Genomic DNA, 20,491 nt, shown 5'->3' on the forward strand with positions numbered 1-20,491 from the left:
GGGGATTCCCCGAGTTAGCGAAGAAAGCACACTACTTCGCAGATGGCAGACCAACCAGCCTGTGCGGTAAATGGTTATTCACAGGCGTCCTATTTGATGAGCACCACGACCATCCTGAAAACTGCGCAGTTTGCATGCGCAAGCGGGCCGAGACCCAGGAGAAAGCATTATGAGCAAGCAAACCTACATCGAAGATTTACATCAGTCGTACCTAAAAGAGCTGCAAGCTAGGCGCTATCGCTGCTTCTCTCCGTACAAATTAAGGGGAAATGACCGTTGGCTTGAAGTCTGCAATGCGTATAACCGCAAGGCTACTCGTAAGGCTCGCCGCTGCATCGGGAAAAGCAACAAGATTGGGGGGCGCAGAACAGGCAAAGGGATGTGCGGATTTTTGCTTGAGCTGAAAATGTGGTCGGTGTTTACCAGCAGAAATCGCGAATCACTTGGTTTACCAAAACGGGTCTACAGCATTAGCCATAGCGGGGTAATTTCTTGTGACCAATAAGCAAGGGCAAAAAATGACCATGGATAAATTCAGCGAACTGAAAGCGGCCGCAATGGCCGCAACCCCTGGTCGAATTGGTGACCGAATCGATGGTTCTGGGAGCATCAAATATGAATGCACTGGCTACGATGGTTCGTTGGTTCTGCGTACCGATCACAAAGATATGGAGTATGGATTCGTCGGTGATAATGCTGATGCAGATGAGCTGTTTTTCAGACTGTGCGTGCCGGATGTCGTTCTCGAACTGCTGGCAGAGCTGAAAGCGTCACAAAAAGCGCTAAAAGGTGTTACTGAGCTATGGAACGACCAGCGTCAGCGCATCGCCGAGCTAGAAGCCATCCGAGCAGACATCTCGCAGGTGCTCAAAGAAATCGGCAACGAGCTGGGCTGCAACCCCGACAACGAGTCGATCATGATGGCTATCGATGCGCTGAAAGAGCGGGAAAAGCGCGTGGTGGCGCTGGCCGGTGGCAACGCTGAACTGTGGGAAACCATGGCTGCGAGACTTGAAGCCGCAGAAGCCAAGCTGGCTACGCCATTGGTCATTAATTTGCCTGAGCGACGCGATGACAGCCATGACTGGGATGGAGTTTCACAAACCGAAGCGTTCAATACGTGCCGGTCTATCTGCGGGCTGATGTTCCGTCAGCAATTGCGCGCCGCTGGGTTCACCGTGGGGGATTAGTAGGATGCTCGTATCAATCATCAGCCACATCATCGCTATTGTTGGCGCTACCGTCTGCCTGGCCGGTGGCCTAGCCATTGCCGGGTTCGTCATCAGCATGGCATCTAGTTACATGTGGCGCAGCGCGAAAGCGGCCTATGGCCTTGGCTACCTGCGTTACACGGCAAAAGCAATCCATCGCCGCACTATGATTCGAACCGCGGTGCGCAGAGCAGATAAAAAATCGGGGGATGCATGACACTAACGACTGAGCAGATTGAGCAGGTAATCGACGACTGCAGAAAAGGCGCTGCGATGCGCGGATTGTTCAATAAGTGGATTGTTGAGGAGATGGCCAGCGAACTGTTGCGCTGCCGTGACCGTCTCGCTGAACTGAGCGCAGCGGCTAACCGGGAGGCGCAGCCGGTGCAAGGCCTTGAGCTGGCAGGCTGGCAATTCAAATCAGTAAATGGAGACTGGCTAGGTATTCTTGATGAACTCGGCAAGAACCAGGCTGTTCGTGAGGGTTGCGAGGTTCGCGAGGTTTACGCCATGACCGATTCACCTAATGACCGGGATGCAGTTCGCGAAGCTCACGCCGAATGGTCACGATCAACATTCGGCAAAGTCGGCCCCATTGGCCCGTTGAAGCACCTCAGCAAAGAAGCGCTGGAAGCCGCAGCCCAGCCTGACGACCTCAGCGAGTGGGCTGATATGCAATTCCTGCTGTGGGATGCGCAACGCCGCGCTGGCATCACTGACGAACAGATCACCCAAGCAATGATCGAAAAGCTGAAGGTGAACATGGCGCGCCAATGGCCGGAACCGAAAGACGGCGAGCCACGGTTACACATCACCGCCCCGCCAGCGCCAGCAGTGCCGGAGTGTTTTCTCACCTTGCTGAAACACGCCGGTGGCATGGCAATGGGTACGGATTGGAACAGCGGCAGCGCCGCTAAGCACCATCGAACAAAGCTATGCGAAGCTGTGGAAGCCTGCCACGCCGCAATGCTGGCTCAACCTGTAAGTAGCGGTTACAAGTTAGTGCCGGTTGAGCCGACTGATGAACAGCTGCGCTTGGCGTTAGCTGTTAAATGGCCCGCTCTGTATCGAGAGCATCTGCGCTATCCTCTTAACGGCCCTAAATCCAGAGAAGAGAATGAAAGGCAAATTGCTATCGCTAAACGGCAGTATGCCGCAATGCTGGCAGCAGCGCCGGAGGGTGGGAATGGCTAAGACAGCGGCAGAACGTAAAGCGGCCCAGCGAGCGCGCCAGCGTAAAGGCGGGATCGTTATTCGTGAGCTGCAGCTGGAGCCAGAAGAAGAGCAGATGGCGCAGGAACTTTTAACAGGCCTGCGTCCTGGCCGCGAACCTTATGAATTCAACGAAGTTGTGGGCTTGCTCATCCGGCGATGCCACGCAGAATATCTGCAGAAACTGAGCCACCAGCAGCAGCGATCTTGTAAAAAATGCGGCGATAAACTGCCGGTAAATGAATGTCCATGCGTAGGTGATGCGGCATGCTGGCTTACCCTGGGATGGCACGAAACGAAATTAACAGTGTGACATGTCACACTTGAATTAATACCCGTATGCGGCGGGTGAAACGTGTGGAGATAAAATATGAATACGATGTTTTTGTTGATGGCGGAATACGAAAGGTCCAGTATTCCACTATCGGAAATTGCTGAGCGTTATCTCGGACTGCGTCCGTCAACTGCTGAACAGAAGGCCGCAGAGGGTAAGCTACCTATAGCGACATTTCGCGTAGGGAACACCCAAAAATCACCGCGAATGGTACACGTTGCTGACTTGGCCGAACTGATTGATCAACGAAGAAAAGAAGCCAAAGAAGAGTTGGAACGCTGCAAGTAATGCTGTGTGGGGCTTGCCCCACCAGCACCCCAATAGCACCCCCGATAAAAATAACTTGTTGATTCTTATAAATCATATACAAGATGTACCATCGGATTAATTTTATGGCTAACGATAACGAGAACCCTATGAGCTACCGCGTCATCGCCCTCGATCTTGACGGCACCCTGTTGGACAACCAAAAACGCATCTTACCGCAGTCGCTGGAAGCGCTGGCGCAGGCGCGCGCCGCCGGCGTCCAGGTGGTGGTGGTCACCGGCCGCCACCACGTCGCCATCCATCCGTTTTACCAGGCGCTGCAGATAGATACCCCGGCCATCTGCTGCAACGGCACCTACCTGTATGATTTTCAGCAGAAAAAGGTGCTGGCCGCCGATCCGCTGGCGAAAGATCAGGCCAAGCAGGTGCTGCAGATGCTCAAACAGACCGACATTCACGGGCTGATGTACGTTGACGACGCCATGCTGTATCAGGAACCGAGCGGCCACGTGATTCGCTCGCTGGCCTGGGCCGAAACTTTGCCGGCGGCGCAGCGCCCGACGCTGCTGCAGGTCGGCAGCCTGACGCAGGCGGCCGACGACGCGCAGGCGATCTGGAAATTCGCCACCTCGCACGCCGATATTCCGGCGCTGCGCGAGTTTGCCGACACGGTGGAAAAAGAGCTGGGGCTGGCGTGCGAATGGTCCTGGCACGATCAGGTGGATATCGCCAAAGGCGGCAACAGCAAAGGCAAACGCCTGCGTCAATGGGTAGAGTCGCAGGGGTTGAGCATGGATCAGGTGGTGGCGTTCGGCGACAACTACAACGACATCAGCATGCTGGAAGCGGTCGGGTTGGGCGTGGCGATGGGCAATGCCGATGACGCCATCAAGGAACGTGCCGATCTGGTGATCGCCGATAACCTGCAGCCGGGCATCGCCGAGGTGATCCGCACCCGCGTGCTGTAATCTTTTCGCCCTCCCGCCGGGAGGGTCTGCCTTAGCGGCTCTCGCGGCTGATAGACACGCTCTTCACCTGCGCATACAGCCACTGCCCGGGGCGGATCGCCAGTTCATCGCGCGCCCATGGCGTAATGCGCGCCCACAGCACGTGTTCGCCGACCGCCAGTTTCACTTCCACCTGTCCGTCCACGTCCAGACACTCGCTCACCTTGGCCGGCAAGACGTTGCGAATACTGCTGTTGACCGGCGGCTGCAGCACCAGCGAGACGTCGGCGGCGTTGATGCGGATGCGCAGTTGGGTGCCCAATTCAGCGTCGATGCCGCTGACCCACAGCCTTTGATCGCCAAGCGCCAGCGCCGTCATGGCATAACGTTGATGATGCTCAATCACGCTGACGCGCAGCACGCTGCTCTGATCTTCACGCTGCAGCCACGGCCGCAGCGCGCTGCTGGCCCAGACTTCTTCCAGCCCGCCGAACGCGCGCACTTCACCGCGATCCAGCACCATCACCTGCTCGGCCAGGCGCAGGATCTCGTCCAGGCTGTGGCTGACGTAAAGGATGGGGATGTTCACGTCCTGCGCCAACCGCTCCAGATACGGCAGCAGCTCGCGTTTGCGCGGCAGATCGAGCGAAGCCAGCGGTTCATCCATCAGCAGCAGTTCCGGCGCGGTCAGCAGCGCGCGGCCGATCGCCACCCGCTGTTTTTCACCGCCGGAGAGCGTCAGCGGCAGCCGGTTCAACAGCGGCCCGATGCCCAGCAGCTCGACGATGGTATTGAACTGCGCGCGCATGCCGGCCGCCATGCCGTACTGCAGGTTGCCGCGCACCCGGTAGTGCGGGAACAGCCGCGCATCCTGAAACACATAGCCGATACGGCGCTTTTCCGGCGGCAGGCAGAGGCCGGAGGCGGTATCCACCAGCGTACGGCCATTGAGCGCGATACGCCCCTGCTGCAAACGGGTCAGGCCGCCGATGGCGTTGATCAGGGAGGTTTTGCCCGCGCCGGACAGGCCGAAAATCGCGGTGATGCCCTGCGCCGGCAAATCGGCGCGGACGTTGAGATTGAGGTCGCCCAGCTGCTGCGAGAAATCCAGCTCCAGCATTTACACCCCCATCCGTTTGCGGCCCCAGCGGGCCAGCCATTCGGACACCATCAGCGAAGCCAGCGACAGCACGATGGCGATCACGCACAGACGCGCGGCGGCGGCCTCCGCCCCCGGCGTTTCAATCAGCGTATACATCGCCAGCGGAATGGTGCGGGTTTCACCGGGAATGTTGGAGACGAAGGTGATGGTGGCGCCAAACTCCCCCAGCGAACGGGCGAAGGCCAGCACCACGCCGACAATGACGCCGGGCAGCGACAGCGGCAGCGTGATGGTGAAAAACACCCGCCACGGATTGGCGCCCAGCGTGCGCGCCGCCTGCTCCAGCCGGGTATCCACCGCCTCCAGCGCCAGCCGAATGGCGCGCACCATCAGCGGAAACGCCACCACCGCCGACGCCAGCGCGGCGCCGCGCCAGCTGAAACTGAAGCTGAAACCGAACCAGTCGTACAGCCACTCGCCGATAACGCCGCGCCGCCCCATGGCGATCAACAGCAAATAGCCGACCACCACCGGCGGCAGCACCAGCGGCAGGTGAATGACGCCGTCCAGCAGCGCCTTGCCGGGGAAGCGGCAACGCACCAGCACCCAGGCCATCAGAATGCCGAACGGCAGGCTGCAGACCACCGCCAAACCGGAGACTTTCAGGCTCAGCTCAACCGCCTGCCACTCGTACTCACTCAGAATCATTTACGCGGGGTGAATCCATAATGTTCGAAAATAGCGGCCGCTTCCGGGCTCTTCAGATAGGTATAGAAAGCGCTGACCGTTGGATTTTGACGATCTTTCACCATCGCCATCGGATATTCAACCGGTTTGTGGCTGTCTTCCGGGAACACGCCCACCACTTTCACCTTGTCGCTGGCGACCGCGTCGGAGCCGTAGACGATGCCGAGCGGCGCTTCACCGCGCTCCACCAGCGCCATGGCGCTACGCACATTGTTGGCGCGCGCCAGTTTCGGCTCCAATGCGCTCCAGGCGCCCAGGTGTTCCAGCGCTTCCTTAGCGTAGATGCCGGCCGGCACATGATCCGGATCGCCCACCGCCAGGCGGCCGCCGTTGAGCAGCTTGGCCCAGTCGGTCTGCTTGTCGATGGCGATCTTGTCTTGCTTATCGCTCTTGGCGGCGATCAGCACCAGTTCGTTGCCCAGCAGCGTGTAACGGGTGTCTTTCACCATCTGTTGCTTGTCGATGGCATAATCCATCCACTGTTGGTCGGCGGAGATGAACAAATCGGCCGGGGCGCCCTGCTCAATTTGGCGCGCCAGCGTCGAGGACGACGCAAAGGAGGAAACCACCTGCACGTCCTTGCCTTTTTGATACTGGGTGGCGATGTCTTGCAGCGCATTGGTCAGCGACGCGGCGGCGAACACGGTGATCTTTTCCGCCGCCGCAGCCTGAGCCACCAGACCCGATGCCAGAACGATCCCGCCAACCCATTTAGTCCATTGCTGTTTCATTGTTTTTCTCCGCAAGTTAACGTGCATTATCACTCTTCGTTATATAAAAAATAATATAACGTTGCGCGAAAGCTTGTCATGCGGTTTATCGGCAAAGCGTGAGATAACTTGAGGAATGCCCGCCGGGGAATGCCGGCGGGTATCGGGATGGGGAACGGTCAGTGCTGGGTGCGGTTTTCTTTCGAACGGCCCACTTTGGAGAAGACGTTGAACACTTCGCCAAAACCGTAGATCAGGCCGAGAATGAGCGCCATGACCACCGGCACCATCACCACGGCGAACAACAGACTTTTCAATAATTCCAACATGATAGCCTCGCTTAACTGCCCATTGAGCGGCAAATGCCTTTCACCGCATATCAGGTTATTCTAACCCAAAAAAATCGGTAAAACGGAGTTATTTTAGCCAGCGAGGCGAAATTGTGATCGGCCAAACGTGCCCTTTCAGCCGCCCTCATCCCGGCGCGGGGTAATAGATCAACAGCGGCGCATAGCCGGCGGGCGCCGCCAGCCTGGCCTCCACACCATATACCGCGTGAATGTTCTCCGGCGTCAGCGCCTGCCGCGGCGCGCCCGCCGCACAGATCCCGCCCCGCTGCAGCAGCGCGACCCGATCGCAATAACAGGCCGCCAGATTAAGATCGTGCAGCGTCACCACCACGCTGAGTTTCAGCCGCCGCAGCAAGGCCATAAACTGCTGTTGATGGGCGATATCCAGATGATTGGCGGGCTCGTCCAGCAGCAGCCACGGCGTTTGCTGCGCCAGCGCGCGCGCCAGATGCACCCGCTGCCGTTCGCCGCCGGACAGCCGCTGCCAATCGCGATCGGCCAGGTGGCTGATGCCCACTTGCTCCATCGCCTGCCCGGCGAGGCGGCGATCCTCGGCGCCGAAACCGCGCCAGCGGCCGGTATGGGCCAGGCGCCCCAGCAGCACCGCCTCCTTCACCGGCAGCGCGAAGGCGCCGGGGGCGGATTGCTCGAGAAAGGCGATGCGCCTGGCGCGCTCCCGCCCGGAAAACGCGGTAATTTCGCGCCCTTCCAGCCAAACGCGGCCCCCGGCGGCGGGCTGCAGCCCGGCCAGCAGCTTGAGCAGCGTGGATTTACCGCTGCCGTTGACGCCGAGCACGCCGGTGACCTCACCGGGCAAGGCGCAGAAGCTGAGATTTTCCAGCACCGTACGCGCCCCCGCTCGCCAGCTCACCGCTTCGGCACACAGGCCAGAGCGCGCTTTTTCAATCGTCATGCATTGACCTTCCGATACAGCAACAGCAGGAATATCGGCACCCCCAGCAGTGCGGTCAGCACCCCGACCGGCAGCTCGCGCGGGGCAAACAGCGTTCTGGCCAGCGTGTCCGCCGCCACGGCGAACAGGGCGCCGCACAGCGCGCTGGCCGGCAACAGCAGCCGATGCCGCGAACCGACCAGCCGCCGGGCGACGTGCGGCACCGTCAGCCCGATAAACCCCACCGCGCCGCTGAACGCGACGATCGCCGCCGTCAGCGCGGTGGTCGCCACATACAGCAGCAGCTTCAGCGGGGCCACCGCCACCCCCAGCGAAGCGGCGGTCACGCCGCCAAACGCCAGCGCGTCCAGCTCACCCGCCCGCAGCCAGCAAAGCAGCAGCGCCGCCGCCAGCGCCAGCCCGCACAGCCCGACCTGCGGCCAGCGCGCGTCGCTGAACGATCCCAGCAGCCAGAACATCACGCCGCGCGTGGCGTTGGCGTCCGCCTGCCAGAGGGTGATCAGCGAAGTCAGCGCGGAGAGCAGCTGCGTCACCGCCACCCCGGCCAGAATAAACAGCGTGGACTCCCCCTGCAGCGAACGCCCGGCCAGCAGCATCACCAACGCAAACGCCGCCAGCGCGCCGATAAACGCCCCGCCGGACACCGACAGCAGGCCGCCTCCCAGCCCCAACACCAACACCGTCACCGCCCCCACGCCGGCGCCGGAGGAGATCCCCAGCACCCAGGGATCGGCCAGCGGGTTGCGGGTCAGCGACTGCAGCACGGTGCCCGCCAACGCCAGCCCGGCGCCGGCCAGCGCCGCCAACAGCGCGCGCGGCATCCGCAGCGACCAGATGATGCGCTGATACACCTCGGCATCGGACGCTGCGCCGCCGCTGACGCCGAGTACAATGCGCCAGGCGTCGCGCCACGCGATCGGCGCGGGCCCCGACAAGGTGGCGCCCAGCAGGGCCAGCGGCAGCGCCGCCGCCAGCAGCAACAACCAGCCGGCCTCACGGCCGGGCAGTAACCGCCGGCTCATGCTATTTCCAGCCTGCGATCACATAGTCGTCCAACAGTTGCCATACCGTCCCCGCCTCGCTGAAACCGGCTTGTCTGAGGGTCGCGAGCTGGAAATCCACCGGCGTCGGCGGCGGTACCGGGCGGCCGGCGAACAGCGCTTCGCGCTCGGCCTGATAAGCGGCCAAGGCCGGCGATTGCAGCGCGCCGGCGAACCAACGATCCCAATCCTCAACGCCGCTGTCCCAGGCGCGCTGTTGGGTCTGCTCGTCGTGCCGCTCCGCCAACGCTTTCAACCTCGGCTGACGGTGATCACAGCGCTGATGATCGGCATTGAGGAATACGCCGCCGGCGGCCAGCAGCCCGGCGACGTTACGGTACAATGCCAGCTGCTGCTCCGGCATCAGCCAGTGCAGCGCCGTGCTGGACACCGCCGCCTGCGGCGTAGGGCCGGACAGCACGGAAAAACAGGCCGGATCCGCCAGATCGGCCTGCAGAATGCGGATCCGATCGCCATACTCCGCCAGTGCGCCGCGCGCCACCGCCAGCAGCAGCGGATCGAGATCGATGGCGGTCACTCTGGCCTGCGGAAAGCGCTGCAAAATACGCAGGCTCAGCGATCCCGGGCCACAGGCCAGATCCAGCACGTGAAAATCCTGGCCGACGGCCAGCGCCAGCACGTCCAGCAGGGCGTTAAAACGCGCTTCGCGTTCGGCGATGTAGGCCGCCTGCTGGCGATCCCAGGAGTCCAGCAGCGAAGAGAATGAAACGGCAGTCATATCAAGGTTCCTTGTTGGAAAGCGTCGGAGCCTGCGGCGGCAAGGCCGCCAGGCCCCGAATCAAACGGCCCAGCGCCGCCACGGTGCGGGCGGAAGGGTCCATGTCGTAACCGGGGAGGATCACGTAGCGCCGCTGACGCACGGCGCGCAGCGTCGCGGTCAGCGGGTGATGCTCCAGAAAGGCGATCTTGTCGGCCGCGCTGTCGCCGAAGCCGCCGCGCGGCAGATCGCCAAGCACGATCGCATCCGGATCGCGGGCGGCGATAACCTCCCAGGACACCGTCGGCCACAGTTCGGGCAGATCGCCGAACAGGTTCTCGCTGCCGACGCTGCGGCTCAGCAAGCCTGGCGCGCCGCAGCAGCCGGCCACATAGGGCGTCTGCGCGCCGGCATACCACCACAGCAGACGCCGATGCGGCAATGGCGCGCGCTGCGGCTCAAGCGCCCTCAACTGCCCGCGCAGCCGTTCGATCAGCGCTTCACCGGCGCGGCTGACGTTGAAGATACGCGCCAGCTCCCGCAGCTCGGTGAAAATGTCTTCGAACGTCAGCGCGGCGGCGATCGCGCTTTGCTGGCCGCTGCAGGCGCCGGGAGAGAGATAAGTGCCGATGCCCCATTCCGCCAGCCGCGCCCGATCTGGCGTTTCCGGGCTGTGCAGCCAGTAATAACTGGCCGAATAGACAAAATCCGGCCGCATCAGCAGCAACGCTTCCGCCGTGGGCGGCGCCGGGCTGGCAGGCGCCCGCAGCGCCTCGGCCGGCGCCGTCGGCGCGGGATCGCGCGCGCGGTCATACCCGACCACGCCGATCGCACGGCCGGCCAGCCCCAGCGCCAGCAGGTTTTCCAGCGCCGGATTGGCGTAGACCAGCACCCGCTGCGGCGGCTGCGGGTAATCGCGCATTGCCCCACAATTGTGCAGGCTGACGGCATTGGCGGGCAGCGAGACGCCCCACATCAAGCCCAGGGCATACAGCAGCGAGTAAAACGAATGTTTCACGCCGTCAGAACCTGACCGACACGAAGGTTTCATAGCTGCGCGGCGGCGCAATCAGCGCCTGATCCGGATAGGTGCGCTGATAGGCGTACAGCTGGTTGGTGGCGTTGCGAATGCGGAAACCGACATCGACGATCGGCGTCAGCTGATAGTCCGCCGCCAGATCAAGCGTGGTGTACGCGCGCATCTTGCGCCGGTTGGCATCGTCGTTGTAACTGCTGCCGACGTAGCGCAGCGAAGAAGCCAGCCCCAAACGTTCCGTCGCCTGATAATGCACGCTGAGGTTGGCGGTCCAGTCCGGGATATAGGCCGGGCGATTGCCGTTGTAGCTGCGCAGCGGGCTACCGCCGCGATAGTCGTCGTAGCGGGCGTGCGTGTAGGCGGCGTTGCCGGCCAGCTCCCAGCGCTCGTCGGGACGCAGCACCACGCCAAGCTCGATGCCGCGCGACGTCTGCCTGCCTACCGCGTTCAACGCATCCGGCCGCTGCGCGTCGGGCACAAACAGGTTGTCCTTGCGCAGTTCGTACAGCGCCAGCGTCGCCTCGCCCTTGTTACCCCAAAACTGCCCTTTGGCGCCGGCCTCCCACTGGCGCGCTCGCGTCAGCGGCAGATCGATCTGCGCCGGGCTGAGGAAGAACAGATCGTTGCCCGGCTCCTGGCCGGTGGTGTAGTTGGCGTAGAGCGTGAGGTTATCGGTCAATGCATAGCTGGGGCCCAGGCTCCAGGTGCTGAAAACGTAGGTGCGCGCGCGGCTCTCTTCCTGCGGCCCCTGGAAGCGCCAGTCCATGTCCATATGGTTGTAGCGCAACTGGCCCAGCAACGCTAAACGCTCGGTCAGGCTGAAGCGATCTTCAAGAAAGGCGGCGTACTGATTCTGGGTGACGTGGCGCACCGGCGCGCGTTGGCGATCGGTGCCCTGCGCGAACGGCTCTCTGGACGGCGCGCCGAGCGGCACGTCTTCGGAACCGGGGAAACCGTTGGAGTAGTACTGAAAATGCCGCTTGCTCAGATCGAAGCCGACCAGCAACCGGTTATCGAAACCGGCAATGGCGCGATCGAACACCAGCGAACTGCGGTTGCCGATCAGATCGTCGTCGTGCGCCAGGGCGCCGAAAGAGTCGCGGTTGACGTCGCCGGGCCGGGCCGCCGCCGCGACGCGGAAACGCTCGACGTTGCGCCATTCGCGAAAGCCGCTGTAGTAATAGAATTGGTTATGCCATTCCACTTCGGGCGTCATAAACCAGTCCAGACCGGCCTGAAATGCGGTGGCGTTGCTCTGAATACGGCTGTCGGTCAGGTTGTTGTAATTGATGTCGCGCAGCTCGCCGGCAATGCGCCCATCCAGCAGCGGCGTGCCGTAGTAAGGGTTGTTGGTGCGGTTGAGCATGCGGTCCAGGCTCAGCGTCAACAGCGCATCGTCGGTCAGCTTAAACAGCAGCGAGCCGGAAACCCGCTTCTGCCGATCGCGCTCGTCCTGCACGTTGCTGCCGCTGTCGTTGCCGCTGACGTCCAGCCGGTACGCCACCGCATCGTCCACCAGCGCGCCGCCGGCTCCCAGATGCAAACGCTGGCTGTGGTAGCTGCCGAAGCCATAGTCGAGTTCAACCGGCTGGCGGCTGAAGGTCGGCCGCCGCGAGATCAGGTTGACGCTGCCGCCTGCGGCGCTCAGGCCGTTCAAGGCAGATCCCGGCCCGCGCAGTATCTCGATGCTGTCGTAATGCGCCGGATCGCCCAGCTGCAGCGTGCTGCCGGGCATTTCTACGCCGTTATACAGCCAGGCGATCGGCCGGAAACCGCGCGCGGAAAAGTTGTTGGACAACGTTGGCGAAGCGACGCCGGACAGACCGGTGGCGCGCTCGACGGCGGCAGCCAGCGAGCGATCGCCCCGCTGTTGGATCGCCCGCGCGCTGATGATATCGATGCTGCGCGGCGTCTCCCGAGCGGTCAGCCCGAGCTGTGACGCGCTGCGGCTCACGGCGTTCAACGCATCGTAGCGCCCGGCGGGAGCCGCCGCCTCCACGGTGAGATGTTCTTCGCATCCCGTGGCACTGCGGGCTTTATCGCAGTCGGCGGCGAAAGCCAGCGGCGCCGTCAGTGCGCCACCGACCCAGGCGACGGCCAGGCATAAAGATTTTCTGGGCGTGACAAGACGCCGGCGTGTCGTACTCATGTGGAGCATCCCTGTGGTGAAATAAAAACCGGCCGCAGCCGGCGTAAAGCCTTATCGTTTTTCTGTTATGTTATATTATAACAACAAAACAATGCCAGTCTTTATTACCCCGCTCTCCAGCGCACTGCGTTTGGCGCTTTGCCGCCAAATCGGCGACAATAAGATTTTTGCCGCCGACAGGATGCGCTATGCAGGCCGAAATTCTTCTGACTCTCAAACTCCAGCAAAAGCTGTTCGCCGATCCGCGCCGCATCGCGCTGCTGAAACAGGTGCAGCACACCGGCTCCATCAGCCAGGGCGCCAAACTGGCGGGCATCAGCTACAAAAGCGCCTGGGATGCCATCAATGAGATGAACCAGCTGGCGGAACAAACGGTGGTGGACCGCGCCACCGGCGGGAAAGGCGGCGGCGGCGCACAGCTGACGCGCTATGGCCAGCGGCTGATCCAACTGTATGACCTGCTGGGTCAGGTGCAGCAAAAGGCCTTCGACGTGTTGCAGCAGGACGATCTGCCGCTCGACAGCCTGCTGGCGGCCATCTCGCGCTTCTCGCTGCAAACCAGCGCGCGCAATCAATTCTTCGGTACCGTCATCGAACGCGATCATCAGCAGGTGCAGCAGCACCTGGCGATTTTATTGAACGACGGCAGCACTCGCCTGACGGCGGCCATTACCCAGCAAAGCGCCGACCGGCTGCAGCTGACGCCGGGCAAAGAGGTGCTGGCGCTGATCAAGGCGCCCTGGGTGCGGTTAAGCGTCGAGACGGCGGAACATGCCGGCGCGGATAACGCGCTGGCGGGCGTGGTGGCCGGCATTCAGCCAGGCGCCGAACACAGCGAGGTGCTGGTGACGCTGGCGGGGGGCGAAACCCTGTGCGCCACGCTGACGACGGCGGAGCTGCAGCGTCTGCAACTGAGCGTCGGCGCCGCCGTACACGCCCTGTTCAACGCCGACCACGTGATTGTCGCCACGTTGTGTTAAGCGCAACGTAACGTTGCATTTTTGTTGATTGACATCCCCCTGCAATGCGCCTATTTCTAAGGCAAATAATTGCAAAAAAAGGAACAGGTGATGTCGTCGTTGCACATTTCGCAAGGTTCATTCCGCTTAAGCGATACCCGCACCCTGACGCTGGACGCGCTGGAAATCCAGGCCGGCGACAGCTGGGCCTTCGTCGGCGCCAACGGCAGCGGCAAATCCGCCCTGGCGCGGGCGCTGGCCGACGAACTGGTTCTGCTCGGCGGCGAGCGCCGCAGCGACTTTCAGCACGCGGTGCGCATCTCCTTCGAACAGCTGCAAAAAATGGTCAGCGACGAGTGGCAACGCAACAACACCGATCTGCTCAGCGCGGACGAAGACGACACCGGCCGCACCGCGGCGGAAATCATTCAGGAAGAGGTGAAAGACGCCGCGCGCTGTGAGCGGCTGGCCGCACAGTTCGGCATCACCGCCCTGCTGACGCGCCGCTTCAAATACCTCTCCACCGGCGAAACGCGCAAGACCCTGCTGTGCCGGGCGCTGATGCCCGAGCCCGACCTGCTGATCCTCGACGAACCCTTCGACGGGCTGGACGTGCACTCACGCACGCAGCTCGCCGCGTTGCTGAGCGAGCTTTCCGCCCAGGGCCAAACCGTGGTGCTGGTGCTCAACCGGTTCGACGAAATCCCGGATTTTGTCCGGCGGGTGGGCGTGCTGGCGGACTGCACCCTGACCAGCCGCGGGCCGCGCAGCCAGGTGATGGCGGACGCGCTGGTGGCGCAGCTGGCGCACAGCGAAAATCTCAGCGGGCTGGCGCTGCCGGAAACCGAGGATCCGACGCAAAAAGTAGCCCTGCCGGCGGATCGGCCACTGATCGTCCTGCGTGACGGCGTGGTCAGCTATAACGATCGGCCGATCCTCAATCACCTCGACTGGCAGGTAAATCCCGGCGAACACTGGCAGATCGTCGGCCCGAACGGCGCCGGCAAATCCACATTGCTCAGCTTGATCACCGGCGATCATCCACAGGGCTACAGCAACGACCTGACGCTATTCGGCCGCCGCCGCGGCAGCGGGGAAACCATCTGGGAAATCAAACGCCATATCGGCTACGTCAGCAGCAGCCTGCATCTGGATTATCGCGTCAACACCAGCGTGCGCAACGTGGTGATGTCAGGGTTTTTCGATTCGATCGGCATTTATCAGGCGGTTTCGGATCGTCAGCGGCAGCTGACAGAGCAATGGCTGGCGCTGCTCGGGCTCAACGGCGCGCGCGGTGACGCCCCGTTCCACAGCCTTTCCTGGGGCCAACAGCGGCTGGCGCTGATCGCCCGCGCGCTGGTGAAACACCCGGCGCTGCTGATCCTCGACGAGCCGCTGCAGGGGCTGGATCCGCTCAATCGCCAGCTGGTGCGCCGCTTCATCGACGTGCTGATCGGCCAGGGCGCTACCCAGTTGCTGTTCGTCTCGCACCATGCCGAAGATGCGCCGCAGTGCATCACTCACCGCCTCAGCTTCGTGCCCGACGGCGAAGGCGGCTATGGTTACCAACAGCAACGGCTGGAGACAGCCTCCGCCTGAAACGCGGCGTAAACATATCCGGCAACACTTCACCGCAGCACATCACATTTGGCCTTTTATCATAGAAAGGAAGAAGGCCATTTCTGGAGACGCCATGTCCGCTGCGTTGATTATCATCGACCTGATCGAAGATCTGATCGGGCCCAAAGGGCGCGCCAACCACTGCCACGAACAGGTGGCAGCGACCCACCTGCTCGCCAACGTCAATGCCGCCGCGGCCTATGCCCGGGTGCGAAAAATCCCGGTGATTTGGGTGCGGGTGGGATTCGCCGACGATTATCATGACATTCCGCCCCATTCGCCGCTGTTCAACCATCTCAAGCAGATCGGCGCGCTGCGGTTAAACGGCCCGGGCTGCCGCTGGATGCCCGAACTGCATCAGGAAGAGACCGATCTGCAGTTTGAAAAAACGGCAGTCAGCGCTTTCTCCGGTAACAATTTGTTAGCCTGGCTGCGGCAACATCGGTGCCACCATCTGCTTCTGGCGGGCGTCAGCACGCCGCTCGCCATCGAGAGCACCGCGCGGCAGGCGCACGACGCCGGCTTTCAGGTGACCGTACTGCACGATCTGTGCGCAGCCCCCACGCAGGAGATCCACCAGCAGAGCCTGGATACCCTGCAAAACCTGGCCGAAATCACCCGTTCGCAGGCCTGGATGAAAGGCTAACCCTCATCGCCGCCGGTCGTGTGGGCCGGCATCATGCACAAATGCATCACTGCCCCGACCTTTAGCGTCATCTTGGTGTGCTACTATCCGCTCTAGCGCTCAATTTCGCCATCATCGCACGCCGCAAAGGCGCTGAGCGCCGTGTACATATTTAAAGGGACATATTATGTGGGGCGTACTGGCTGCTTCGTTATTTTTCTTGCCGTTCAATCGGCTGATAGCCTGGGTGATCCTGGCCGCCTCGGCGGGCATGGGGCTTTATCATGGGGTACTGACGCCGCTCAGCCTGGGTTGCCTGTTGGCCATCGTGGCACTGGCGGGGCTGCGCCACCATTTTCGCGAGCAGCGTAATCTGGCGATTGCGCTCGAAGGGCTGGTGGTCGCCGGCTGCGTGGCGCTGTTCTTGCACCTGGTGCCGGGCATCCACAATCAGCTGATGATCGACGGCGAAAAAGCCGGCCCGCTCAGCGCACCGTTCACCATGTATTACAACTTCGATAAGGCGATGGTGCCCTTCCTGCTGTTCGCCTGCTTGCCCACGCTGTTTTCCGCCGAACGCGGCGGCAACGCCGGCAAAACGGGCTGGATTGCGCTGCTGCTGGCCGTGCCGGCGCTGTTGCTGCTGGCCGTCGCGCTGGGCGGCTTAAAAATCGAGTTGCATGCGCCCGCCTGGATCCTGCCTTTCGTGATGGCAAACCTGTTCTTCGTGTGCATGGCCGAGGAAGCGCTGTTTCGCGGCTACCTGCAACAGCGTCTCAGCCAGTGGCTGGGCGCCTGGCCGGCGCTGATCGTCGCCTCCCTGGTGTTCGGCGCCGCGCATCTGGCGGGCGGTACGCTGATGGTGATCTTCGCGACCCTCGCCGGGGTGATCTACGGCCTGGCGTGGATGTGGAGCGGCCGTCTGTGGGTGCCGATTCTGTTCCATTTCGGGCTTAACCTGACCCATCTGCTGTTCTTCACCTATCCGCTGTACCAGCATTCTTAGCGGCTGAAGCCGGCAGAGAGCCCCCTCTCTGCCGGCTGGTCGGGTGAAAACGCTATCACCGGCACCTCACCGCAATGCCCTCAATCACGTTGTCGCCCGCTTTTCTTCGCCCTTCCTGCGCTTTTCAATGAAGTGTAAACGATTCCATTTTTCGCGTTAGATCACCTTTTTACCCCCGCGGGCGTGCTATCTTTCTGCGCAATAGCCTCTCCCTGTTCAGCAACGGGCGTCTCAAGACGGTAATTGGAAGCGATTACACTTTCGTCGGCGCCAAGAAAGGAACCGTATGACGGAATTTAACCCTATCGATCATCCGCACCGCCGCTACAACCCGCTCAGCGGCCAGTGGGTGCTGGTTTCACCGCACCGCGCCAAGCGCCCCTGGCAGGGCCAACAAGAAGCCGTCCCGACGGAAACGCTGCCGACGCACGATCCCGACTGTTTCCTGTGCCCGGGCAATGCGCGCGTCACCGGCGATCGCAATCCGGATTATCGCGGTACCTATGTTTTCGCCAACGATTTCGCCGCGCTGATGAGCGATACGCCACCGGCGCCCGATAGCCAGGATCCGCTGATGCGCAGCCAGAGCGCGCGCGGCGTCAGCCGGGTGATCTGCTTCTCTCCCGATCACAGCAAGACCCTGCCCGAACTGGCGCTGCCGGCGCTGGAACAGGTGGTCGCCGCCTGGCAGGCGCAAACCGCTGAGCTGGGCAAGCACTATCCCTGGGTACAGCTGTTTGAAAACAAAGGCGCGGCGATGGGCTGCTCCAACCCGCACCCGCACGGGCAAGTCTGGGCCAACAGCTTTCTGCCGAACGAGGCCGAACGCGAAGATCGCCTGCAGCACGACTATTTTCAGGAACACGCCTCCCCGCTGCTGCTGGATTATGCGCAGCGCGAGCTGGCCGCAGGCGAGCGCATCGTGGTCAACACCGAACACTGGTTGGCGGTAGTGCCCTACTGGGCCGCCTGGCCGTTTGAAACGCTGCTGCTGCCGAAAGCGGCGGTGCAGCGCATCACCGATCTCAGCGCGGCGCAAAGCCAAGATCTGGCGCTGGCGCTGAAGAAGCTGACCAGCCGCTACGACAACCTGTTCCAGTGTTCCTTCCCCTATTCGATGGGATGGCACGGCGCGCCGTTCAACAGTGCCGACAACCGGCACTGGCAGCTGCACGCCCATTTCTATCCGCCGCTGCTGCGTTCAGCCAGCGTGCGCAAGTTTATGGTCGGTTACGAGATGCTGGCGGAAACCCAGCGCGATCTGACCGCTGAACAGGCCGCAGAGCGTCTGCGCGCCGTCAGCGATATTCATTACCGTGAAGCCGGAGCCCAAGCATGAGCCTGAAACCGCTTACCCATTCCCTGTTTACCGAACACTTCGGCTACGCGCCGGCGTTGACCATCCAGGCGCCGGGGCGGGTGAACCTGATCGGCGAGCATACCGATTACAACGACGGCTTCGTGCTGCCCTGCGCCATCGATTACCAAACCGTCATCGCCTGCGCCAAGCGCGACGACCGCCAGATCCGCGTGCTGGCCGCCGATTATCAGAATCAGCAGGATCAATTCTCGCTCGACGAGCCGATCGTCAGCCACCCCGATCAGCGCTGGTCCGACTATGTGCGCGGCGTGGTGAAACATCTTCAGCGCCGCAACGCCGACTTCGGCGGCGCGGATCTGGTGATCGCCGGCAATGTGCCGCAAGGGGCGGGGCTCAGCTCCTCCGCCGCGCTGGAGGTGGCGGTGGGCCAGGCGCTGCAGGCGCTCTATCAGCTGCCGTTGGACGGCGTGGCGCTGGCGCTGAACGGCCAGGAGGCGGAGAACCAGTTCGTCGGCTGCAACTGCGGCATCATGGACCAGTTGATCTCCGCGCTCGGCCGGCGCGACAGCGCTCTGCTGATCGACTGCCGCTCGCTGGAAACCCGTGCGGTGCCGATGCCGGACAACGTCGCGGTGGTGATCGTCAACTCCAATGTGCAGCGCGGGCTGGTGGACAGCGAGTACAACACCCGCCGCACACAGTGCGAAGAAGCGGCGCGATTCTTCGGCGTCAAGGCGCTGCGCGACGTCAGCCCCGAACAGTTTGCAGCGCGTCAACATCAGTTGGATCCGTTGGTGGCCAAACGCGCGCGGCACGTCATCAGCGAGAACGCCCGCACGCTGGCGGCGGCCGACGCGCTGGCGGCCGGCGACCTGCAGCGCATGGGGCGGCTGATGGCGGAATCCCACGCCTCGATGCGCGATGACTTTGAAATCACCGTGCCGCCGATCGATCGGTTGGTCGAGATCGTCAAAGCGACGATCGGCCCGCGCGGTGGCGTGCGTATGACCGGCGGCGGCTTTGGCGGCTGCATCGTCGCGCTGATGCCGCAGGATCTCGTGGAGACAGTGCGTGCCGCCGTGGCGCACGAGTATCCGCGGCAAACCGGCGGATTGCAGGAAACCTTCTATGTCTGCCAGGCTTCGCAGGGGGCCGGCCCATGCTGACGGTGAACACGGAAGCGGCGCCCGATGGGCAACCTTACCAGCTGACACTGCTGCAAAACGCCGGCGGCATGACGGTGACGCTGATGGACTGGGGCGCCACCTGGCTGTCCGCCGTCTTGCCGCTCAAATCCGGTGAAAAGCGCGAGCTGTTGCTGGGTTGCCACAGCCCGGCGGACTACCCACGTCAGGGCGCCTATCTGGGCGCCACCGTCGGCCGTTACGCCAACCGCATCGCCAACGCCAGTCTGCCCATCGGCGGGAAAACCCATACGCTGGCCGCCAATCAGGGCGCCCATCAGCTGCACGGTGGCCCCGACGGTTTTCATGCCCGCCGCTGGCGCCGGGTGCAGCATGATGCGCAGCAGGTCTGCTATGCGCTGCATTCGGCGGAGGGCGATCAGGGTTTCCCCGGCAATCTCGACGTGCAGGTTTGTTACCGCCTGACCTCGGATAATCGCCTGGAAATCAACTATCTGGCGCAGGTCGATCGCCCCTGCCCGGTCAATCTGACCAACCACGCCTATTTCAATCTGGACGGCGCCGGCACCGACGCCCGCGCCCAACGGCTGCAGCTGTTCGCCGATCGCTATCTGCCCGTTGACGCCGAGGGCATTCCCTGCGCCGATCTGACGCCGGTGGACGGCAGCGGCATGGATTTCCGCCAGCCGAAAACGCTGCTGCAGGATTTCCTGCGCGATTGCGACCAGCAGCGGGTAAAAGGCTACGATCACGCCTTTCTGCTGCATCGTACCTGCGGGGCGCTGGAGAGCCCGGCGGCGCATTTGTGGTCCGCCGACGGGCAAGTGCAAATGAGCGTGTTCACCGACGCGCCTGCGCTGCAGCTCTACAGCGGCAATTATCTGGCCGGCACGCCGGCGCGCGATGGCGGCAGCTACGCCAACCATGCCGGCGTGGCGTTGGAGAGCGAGTTTTTGCCGGACAGCCCGCACCACCCCGAGTGGCCGCAGCCGGACTGTTGGCTGCAACCGGGGAGCCGCTACCGCAGCGCCACGCATTATCAGTTTTATCCTATCTGACCCGCTACGCCCCTCGCCGTG

22 protein-coding genes and 1 pseudogene are annotated in these 20,491 nt (G+C 62.5%); 14 read left to right on the forward strand and 9 right to left on the reverse strand.

Annotation, left to right across the window (positions count from 1 at the left end):
• Window positions 1-169: 169 nt before the first annotated feature.
• From ACOWVD_RS11880 to ACOWVD_RS11910, 7 genes and pseudogenes are all read left to right on the forward strand, one after another.
• The gene (locus ACOWVD_RS11880; RefSeq protein ID WP_421105808.1) at window positions 170-505 is read left to right on the forward strand and encodes a hypothetical protein; all 336 of its coding nucleotides are present in this window, start codon (window positions 170-172) and stop codon (window positions 503-505) included.
• Window positions 495-1,190 carry a hypothetical protein gene (locus ACOWVD_RS11885; RefSeq protein WP_421114509.1) on the forward strand — a complete coding sequence of 232 codons (696 nt, stop codon included), beginning with the start codon at window positions 495-497 and terminating at the stop codon, window positions 1,188-1,190. The genes ACOWVD_RS11880 and ACOWVD_RS11885 overlap by 11 nt, the downstream gene beginning before the upstream one ends.
• A gap of 4 nt (window positions 1,191-1,194) precedes the next feature.
• Window positions 1,195-1,428, forward strand: coding sequence for a hypothetical protein (locus ACOWVD_RS11890; protein ID WP_421105806.1), 234 nt, complete (start codon window positions 1,195-1,197; stop codon window positions 1,426-1,428).
• A 314-nt stretch (window positions 1,429-1,742) separates the two neighbouring features.
• Window positions 1,743-2,405: pseudogene (locus ACOWVD_RS11895) on the forward strand (DUF550 domain-containing protein); the annotation flags it as partial.
• On the forward strand, window positions 2,398-2,736 hold the full coding sequence (locus ACOWVD_RS11900) for a hypothetical protein (protein WP_120027006.1): 339 nt from the start codon (window positions 2,398-2,400) through the stop codon (window positions 2,734-2,736). The pseudogene ACOWVD_RS11895 and the gene ACOWVD_RS11900, both read left to right, overlap by 8 nt.
• A gap of 57 nt (window positions 2,737-2,793) precedes the next feature.
• On the forward strand, window positions 2,794-3,045 hold the full coding sequence (locus ACOWVD_RS11905) for a pyocin activator PrtN family protein (protein ID WP_060420263.1): 252 nt from the start codon (window positions 2,794-2,796) through the stop codon (window positions 3,043-3,045).
• A 128-nt stretch (window positions 3,046-3,173) separates the two neighbouring features.
• The gene (locus tag ACOWVD_RS11910; RefSeq protein WP_033633884.1) at window positions 3,174-3,992 is read left to right on the forward strand and encodes a pyridoxal phosphatase; all 819 of its coding nucleotides are present in this window, start codon (window positions 3,174-3,176) and stop codon (window positions 3,990-3,992) included.
• A 31-nt stretch (window positions 3,993-4,023) separates the two neighbouring features.
• Here ACOWVD_RS11910 and modC read toward each other — a convergent pair whose 3' ends face one another.
• The 9 genes from modC to ACOWVD_RS11955 form a co-directional block, all read right to left on the reverse strand.
• Complete coding sequence (gene modC, locus ACOWVD_RS11915; protein ID WP_004939810.1) at window positions 4,024-5,091, reverse strand: molybdenum ABC transporter ATP-binding protein ModC; 1,068 nt, start codon at window positions 5,089-5,091, stop codon at window positions 4,024-4,026.
• On the reverse strand, window positions 5,092-5,781 hold the full coding sequence (gene modB, locus ACOWVD_RS11920) for a molybdate ABC transporter permease subunit (RefSeq protein WP_015377003.1): 690 nt from the start codon (window positions 5,779-5,781) through the stop codon (window positions 5,092-5,094). It lies immediately after the preceding gene.
• Window positions 5,778-6,551 carry a molybdate ABC transporter substrate-binding protein gene (modA, locus tag ACOWVD_RS11925; protein ID WP_049242112.1) on the reverse strand — a complete coding sequence of 258 codons (774 nt, stop codon included), beginning with the start codon at window positions 6,549-6,551 and terminating at the stop codon, window positions 5,778-5,780. The genes modB and modA overlap by 4 nt, the downstream gene beginning before the upstream one ends.
• A gap of 158 nt (window positions 6,552-6,709) precedes the next feature.
• Window positions 6,710-6,859 carry an AcrZ family multidrug efflux pump-associated protein gene (locus tag ACOWVD_RS11930; RefSeq protein WP_004939813.1) on the reverse strand — a complete coding sequence of 50 codons (150 nt, stop codon included), beginning with the start codon at window positions 6,857-6,859 and terminating at the stop codon, window positions 6,710-6,712.
• A gap of 145 nt (window positions 6,860-7,004) precedes the next feature.
• Window positions 7,005-7,793, reverse strand: a complete 789-nt coding sequence (locus tag ACOWVD_RS11935; protein WP_049242111.1) for an ABC transporter ATP-binding protein — start codon at window positions 7,791-7,793, stop codon at window positions 7,005-7,007.
• On the reverse strand, window positions 7,790-8,815 hold the full coding sequence (locus ACOWVD_RS11940; RefSeq protein ID WP_049242108.1) for a FecCD family ABC transporter permease: 1,026 nt from the start codon (window positions 8,813-8,815) through the stop codon (window positions 7,790-7,792). The genes ACOWVD_RS11935 and ACOWVD_RS11940 overlap by 4 nt, the downstream gene beginning before the upstream one ends.
• 1 nt (window position 8,816) lies before the next feature.
• Window positions 8,817-9,572 (reverse strand): class I SAM-dependent methyltransferase, encoded by a 756-nt coding sequence (locus ACOWVD_RS11945; RefSeq protein ID WP_049242107.1) that lies wholly within the window; start codon window positions 9,570-9,572, stop codon window positions 8,817-8,819.
• A 1-nt stretch (window position 9,573) separates the two neighbouring features.
• Window positions 9,574-10,569 carry an ABC transporter substrate-binding protein gene (locus ACOWVD_RS11950; protein WP_197800173.1) on the reverse strand — a complete coding sequence of 332 codons (996 nt, stop codon included), beginning with the start codon at window positions 10,567-10,569 and terminating at the stop codon, window positions 9,574-9,576.
• Window positions 10,570-10,573: 4 nt separating this feature from the next.
• Complete coding sequence (locus ACOWVD_RS11955; RefSeq protein WP_421105805.1) at window positions 10,574-12,736, reverse strand: TonB-dependent siderophore receptor; 2,163 nt, start codon at window positions 12,734-12,736, stop codon at window positions 10,574-10,576.
• Between the two features lie 188 nt (window positions 12,737-12,924).
• Between ACOWVD_RS11955 and modE the strand changes: the two genes are divergently transcribed.
• The 7 genes from modE (at window position 12,925) to galM (ending at window position 20,470) form a co-directional block, all read left to right on the forward strand.
• Window positions 12,925-13,716 carry a molybdenum-dependent transcriptional regulator gene (modE, locus tag ACOWVD_RS11960; RefSeq protein WP_015376996.1) on the forward strand — a complete coding sequence of 264 codons (792 nt, stop codon included), beginning with the start codon at window positions 12,925-12,927 and terminating at the stop codon, window positions 13,714-13,716.
• A 90-nt stretch (window positions 13,717-13,806) separates the two neighbouring features.
• Window positions 13,807-15,294, forward strand: coding sequence for a molybdate ABC transporter ATP-binding protein ModF (modF, locus tag ACOWVD_RS11965; protein WP_049242134.1), 1,488 nt, complete (start codon window positions 13,807-13,809; stop codon window positions 15,292-15,294).
• Between the two features lie 94 nt (window positions 15,295-15,388).
• Window positions 15,389-15,961 (forward strand): cysteine hydrolase family protein, encoded by a 573-nt coding sequence (locus tag ACOWVD_RS11970; protein ID WP_049242102.1) that lies wholly within the window; start codon window positions 15,389-15,391, stop codon window positions 15,959-15,961.
• 166 nt (window positions 15,962-16,127) lie between these two features.
• Entirely contained in the window at window positions 16,128-16,946 is an 819-nt protein-coding gene (locus ACOWVD_RS11975; protein WP_049242100.1) for a CPBP family intramembrane glutamic endopeptidase, read from the forward strand.
• Between the two features lie 286 nt (window positions 16,947-17,232).
• Window positions 17,233-18,285, forward strand: coding sequence for a galactose-1-phosphate uridylyltransferase (galT, locus tag ACOWVD_RS11980; RefSeq protein WP_197798636.1), 1,053 nt, complete (start codon window positions 17,233-17,235; stop codon window positions 18,283-18,285).
• Window positions 18,282-19,433: a galactokinase gene (gene galK / locus ACOWVD_RS11985; protein WP_021504595.1), complete on the forward strand. Its 1,152-nt coding sequence runs from the start codon at window positions 18,282-18,284 to the stop codon at window positions 19,431-19,433. Before galT ends, galK begins: the two co-directional genes overlap by 4 nt.
• Window positions 19,427-20,470: a galactose-1-epimerase gene (gene galM / locus ACOWVD_RS11990; RefSeq protein ID WP_421105804.1), complete on the forward strand. Its 1,044-nt coding sequence runs from the start codon at window positions 19,427-19,429 to the stop codon at window positions 20,468-20,470. Before galK ends, galM begins: the two co-directional genes overlap by 7 nt.
• The last annotated feature ends 21 nt before the right edge of the window (window positions 20,471-20,491 follow it).

It is taken from the genome of Serratia sp. SA088 (assembly GCF_049065515.1).
Taxonomy (GTDB): Bacteria; Pseudomonadota; Gammaproteobacteria; order Enterobacterales; family Enterobacteriaceae; genus Serratia; species Serratia nematodiphila.